We start from the raw sequence: 4,453 nt of genomic DNA, 5'->3' as shown, positions 1-4,453 counted from the left end.
CTTCGGTTTGGCCGGAAGGCCTGACGCCAAGGTTCTCCCCGAGTACCTCCCGGCAGCGGCGGTAGGTCTTTGCGGCCTCGGCGTTGTTGCCGAGGTGGCGGTGGCAGACCATGAGGCGCTGGTAGAACACCTCCGCGAGCTGGTCCATTTCCACGCCTTTCCTGTAATGCTCAACCGCTTTTTCCCATTGGCCGGCCTCTTCGAGAGAACGGCCCGTTGTGACGATGGCACGGAGAAGGCCGTTCTTGAGCATCTCCCTCCTGTGGGTGGTGAAGGCGAGGCCGGTGTCCGACGGAAGAAAGGGTCCTTTGTAGAGGCTGGTGGCCGTCTCGCAGAGCACCGCTGCCTCCCGTTGTCCCGAGCTTCTGATCCTCTCCAGCACATTTTCCAGTACCAGGCTGTCAACGCGGCAGAAGAGGGGATCGATGCTGATCTGTCCGCCGCTGTATCTGATATGGTTCCCCGGGCCAAGGAGCTGGCGCAGACGGCTCAATGTCACCTCGAAGGACTTCCGGGCGAGGTCGCCTTCCGTGTCGGGCCAGAGCATGTCCGTGACCTCTTCCGCGGACACGTTGGTTCCCCCGAAGGCGATGACGGCCTTGAGCATTTCGAGAGGTTTTTTTTGGACCTTCCCCGAGAAGACCACCGCCTCGTCGTTCTTGCGTATCTCGAAACGCCCGAGGGTGTATACCTTGACCGGATAGGGCCAATTTTCGGTCGAAAGGGCCGGATCGCCAGGAGAGACAGGGGGTACGAGGCCAAGCCTCCTGATAAGCCCCTGCACGTATTCGGGCTCCAGTTCATGCTCCAGCGCCTTGGCGCAGAGAGTGCTCATGAGGTCGGGTTGATAGAATTCGAGATGGGCGTACCCGTTCTTCCTGCCAAGTTCAAGGGCACGGCGAAGGAGCGGCAACCCTTTCCTGTTGTCACCTTCCCTGAAAAGGAAGTACGCCTCCACGAGAAGGCTGTACCACTCGATGGCCTGGCTTTTCATCTTTTGGCCTATCCGGTGGGCCGTGCGGACATGGGTCCCGGCGTCGGCGGTGTTGCCCGCAAGGAATCGGGCCTGCGCCATGCCGATATGCCACAGGGCCTGATAATAAGGATTGCCCATCCTGTCCGCCCTTGCCGTTATCGCCTCGAGGTTCTCGATGGCAAGGGACGGGTTTCCATCGAGGATCGCCAGCCACGCCGCATTAACGTGGTAGAAGAAGATGTCCAGCGATCTCCCCCCGGCAAAGGCGGTCTTCATCTGGTTCTGAAGCGAGACGGAGGCACTCTCGAGATTGCCGGCGGCCATCTCGGCCGCCGCCCGGAAGCTCCACAGCAGGGAATCGAAAATGTGCACCCCGCTTTCCCGGGATACCCGAAGCCCCTCCGAGAGCGTCTCCAGTGCCGGTTTGTAGCCGGCCGTAACCCAGTAGTGAATTCCCTTCATCAGGTCGATGCAGACGACGGCCAGAGGGGATGCCTTTTTATGAAGGACGAGAGCCTGCGCGTCCTCGAGAAGAACGGCGTTCTTGTGGTAATCGCCCTTCCAGAGATGGTAGACGCTGATAAAGAATATCGTGTCCAGGTGATCCTCCGGTGACGGGTCCGCCTGAAGAAGCTCCATGACGCGCCTTGTCCAGCGGAGTATCTCCCCGGGCTTGTCGGTCTTTCTCAGGATAAGAGCTATGAGCATTCGGGAGGACGCCATGAGGTCCGCCTCCCTCGTGGGGAAGAAAGGATACTCTCTCCTGAGTTCCTCGAAGACGCCGAAGCAGTCATCGAAACGCTTCCACTCATCGAGCTCAAAGCCGTACGTGTCGACGATACGGGCCCAGCAGAGGTACTGGCCCGCGGCGTCATCGGCGGCCTTGAAGGCCGCCAGCGCCTTTTCAAGGACATCCCTGGCGAGGGACACATCGAAAGGGAAGAAGCACATCGCCTTCCAATAGAGAAGCCAGGGGTTGCCCGCGGCCATCTCGGCGGGAATGCCCGCTATCCATTCGGCCACCGTCCTGTTCCTGCCCTGTTTCAAAAGCTCGCGGGTGTGGCGGATGACCATCCGGGCGAGGTACTGTCCCTCTGAAGCATCGAGATAGAGTCTCGCCGCGTCCTCGGTCTGTCCGAGGTCTTCCATGAGCAGCGCCGCCTCCTTCCGGATCGCGGCGAGCTCGTCGGGCGTGTGTCTCATCTTCGACCGGTTGAGAAGGAATTCCTTGAAGAGAGGGTGAAACCGATAGCCCTGCCCGTCTCCGGAAAGCCTTTCCGTGAAATAGTTGTGGCGGTTCAGCATGGAAAGTATCTGTCCCGCGTGACCCGCTTTTGTGAGCCTTTCCGCGAGGGGGACGCTGAGAGTGGGAAGAAAGACGGTCTTGAGCAGGAAGTCCTGAACACCGCTGTCGGCCTTGTCGAATATCTCCCCCGCAAAGTAGTCGAACACCCTGTCGTAACCGGTATCAGGCGACGACAGGGTCACTCCGCCTTCAAGCCTTGTCCTTTCAAGCATCAGGATGATCCCTGCTGCCCAGCCCTCGGCGTTCTTATGCATTGTCCGTATGGACGTGTCGTCAAGGCCAGGGATGTGTCCCCTGACGAGTTCCTTCGACTCGCCGAAGGTGAAGCGCACCTCGTCGTACCCGATGAGGGTGACCCTGCCGTTCGCGTCGAGACGGACAATCTGCGGCGGAGGTTTCCCGCGACTCACTATGACAACGTGGATGCCGTCCGGAACTATGTCGAGGCCGCCGGCGATGATGTCGTGAAAGGGAGAGTCCGATGGCACGTCCTGATAGTTGTCGAGGACGATGACAAAGCCCGGGTCGGCATTCTTTGATGCCCGGGGCGACCGCCCGCCTGACAGACCCGCGATGCGGTTGTAGAGGGCCTCGAAATACCGTCTGGCGAAGGTGTTCATGCCCGGAAGGTACTCCGGCGTGAGGAGCGGCAACTGCCTCCTGCGGCGGGGTGCCGCGTTCCCGGCCGCAAGCCCCATGTAATAGAAGAATGTCGCCGGGTCCGAGTCCCCTTCATCACATTGGTACCAGATGCACGGCGATCCGCGTGAATCGAGATAGCTTGAAACAAGGGTCGTCTTGCCCGAACCGGCAGGGGAAGACAGCCAGATGACGGGTTTTTTCATGGCGGCGTCCAGGACACCGAAAAGCCTCGAACGCTCGACGACCCCCGACAGACGCGGACGGGTTATCTTGACCGACACCGCTTTTTTTACCATGTTGTTTGCAAACCCCGGACATAGTGTACCCTGTTTACAGGGCAAGAACAATAGAGGAACGTGACGAGGGTTCTGCTATATCTCTATCCTGGTGGTGACCCCGTGGAGCTTGTTGGAGGGAAGGTCATGGAACTGGACGAAGGGCGGCGCCAACCTCTTCATGATGGAGAACATCTTCCACAGCACGTTTCTCGTATAGATCTCCTCGAGCCCGTAAAAGATCCCCTTCTCATAGACTATGCCGGCGTTTTTCAATATCTGTCCTATGTCGACCACTTCCATGTAACCCATCTGTATCTCGAAGGACCGTAAGCCCGGGGCGAGGTCCTCCTTGAAGAAACTCGTGAGTCCGAAGGGCTCATTGAGGGTCACGATGGACACCAGGATGTTCTCCTCATAGACGATGTTGTTCATGAACATGGTGTGCACTATGTAGGCCGGGATCTTCTTCGTGGTGCGGGCAAAGAAGAGACCGGTACCTTTTATCTTGTTGACCGTCTCGTAGACTTCATTGTAGCTGTGAAGAAAGACATCGAGTGTCAAGGGACGGACACTGCGGTAGAGTTTTCTCTGGCCGGCCGTGTAGATGAGGATCATGGCGAGGGGAACGGCGGCAATGACGAGCGACCAGTAACCCCCGTGGGGTATCTTGTACACGTTGGACGTCAGGAAGACAACGTCGACGAGGGTGACGAGGAATGCCACCAGGGATTTCCAGTAGTTCTTTCTCAGCCAGAATATGGAGGTAATGAGTATCCCTGTGATCGTCATATCGCCGGTGACGGCGAGGCCGTACGCGGCGGCAAGCTCCTTTGACTCCCCGAACTGGAACATTACGAGGAGGACGGACAGGAGCAGGAACCAGTTGACGAATCCTATGTATATCTGGGACCTCAATTCCGGCGATGTGTACTCGACCCGGAACATGGGCATGAGCCGCGTGTTGATACCCTGGTAGACGATGGAGAACATGCCGCTGATTATCGCCTGAGAGGCGATGATGGTTGCCAGGATGGAGAGGACAAGAAAGGGCATGTAGAGCAGGAAGGACTGGTGGAATATCATGCCGAAGAGGATCGCCTTGGACTCGGCGGGGTGGCTCAGTATGAAAGCGCCCTGACCCAGGTAGTTCAGCACAAGGGCGAGGAAAACGAAATACCACGCCCGGATGATGGGCTTTCTTCCCAGGTGGCCCATATCGGCATAGAGTGTTTCTCCTCCCGTCGCGCAGAG

Annotated in this window: 2 protein-coding genes; both read right to left on the bottom strand. The window is 58.4% G+C overall.

Translation table 11 applies throughout. The annotated features are described in order from the left end of the window. The coding region (locus tag GXX82_13385; GenBank protein ID NLT24031.1) for an AAA family ATPase at nucleotides 1-3,220 on the bottom strand (3,220 nt) is incomplete at its 3' end. A gap of 75 nt (nucleotides 3,221-3,295) precedes the next feature. Next, nucleotides 3,296-4,453: potassium transporter Kup (locus tag GXX82_13380; GenBank protein ID NLT24030.1), on the bottom strand; the 1,158-nt coding region annotated here is incomplete at its 5' end.

This window comes from Syntrophorhabdus sp., assembly GCA_012719415.1.
GTDB lineage: Bacteria > Desulfobacterota > Syntrophorhabdia > Syntrophorhabdales > Syntrophorhabdaceae > Delta-02.
This window is presented reverse-complemented; position numbering and strand designations above follow the sequence as displayed.